We start from the raw sequence: 1031 nt of genomic DNA on the forward strand, positions 1-1031 counted from the left end.
CGACACGGATGTGGTATCGCCCGAGGATCGCGAGCTTGCGCGCGAGAACGAACGACTTCGTCGCGAGAACCGTATCCTCAAGGAGGAGAGGGATATATTAAAGAAAGCCACCCAGTTCTTCGCGAGCCAAAAGCCATGAGGTTTCGGTTCGTTGAAGAACAGCGTGAGGCATTCCCGATCAACCGGCTGTGCCAGGTCATGAACGTCAGACCGCGCGGATTTCGGGCTTTCCGCAGGCGCCCGGCCAGCCGCAGGCAGCGAACGGATCTGGTTGTTCTGGCGCATATCAAGGAACAGTGGCGTCTGAGTTTGGGCAGCTATGGCAGGCCCCGAATGACCGAAGAACTGAAAGAGGTTGGCATCGATGTCGGTCATCGGCGCGTCGGTTGACTGATGCGCGAAAACGGGATCACTGTTGAAAGAACGCGCAAGTTCAAGGCGATCACAGACAGCGATCATACGTTCAACATCGCCCCGAACCTGCTGGATCGGGACTTCAGTGCAACCGAGCAGAACCAAAAATGGGCGGGCGATATCAGCTACATCTGGACCCGTGAGGGCTGGCTGTATCTCGCTGTTATCCTCGATCTGCATTCCCGGCGTGTCATTGGTTGGGCTGTCAGCAATCGCATGAAGCGTGACTTGGCAATCCGTGCCCTGAAAATGGCCATCGCCTTTCGATCGCCACCCAAAGGCTGCATCTTCCACAGCGACAGGGGCAGCCAATACTGTTCACATGACTACCAGAAGATCCTACGCCAGCATGGCTTCCGGGTTTCCATTAGGGGCAAAGGTAATTGTTATGACAATGCGGCCGTCGAGACGTCCTTGAAAACCATCAAGGCCGAGCTGATCTGGCGTAGGTCATGGGCAGCCAGGCGGCAAGCCGGCATGGCCATCTTCGAATACATCAACGGCTTCTACAATCCACGTCGAAGGCACTCAGCATTGGGCTGGAAAAGCCCGGTCGCCTTCGAACGGAAAGTGGCTTAAACGAGTACTTGGGGCGGCACAATTACGCGACAGGTCCA

At 56.3% G+C, this 1031-nt stretch carries 1 pseudogene; it reads left to right on the plus strand.

The features are described 5' to 3' along the window. Positions 1-993: pseudogene (locus tag PAF17_RS20060) on the plus strand (IS3 family transposase); the annotation flags it as partial. Positions 994-1031: the final 38 nt, after the last annotated feature.

Source organism: Paracoccus onchidii (genome assembly GCF_028294535.1).
GTDB classification, from domain to species: domain Bacteria; phylum Pseudomonadota; class Alphaproteobacteria; order Rhodobacterales; family Rhodobacteraceae; genus Paracoccus; species Paracoccus onchidii.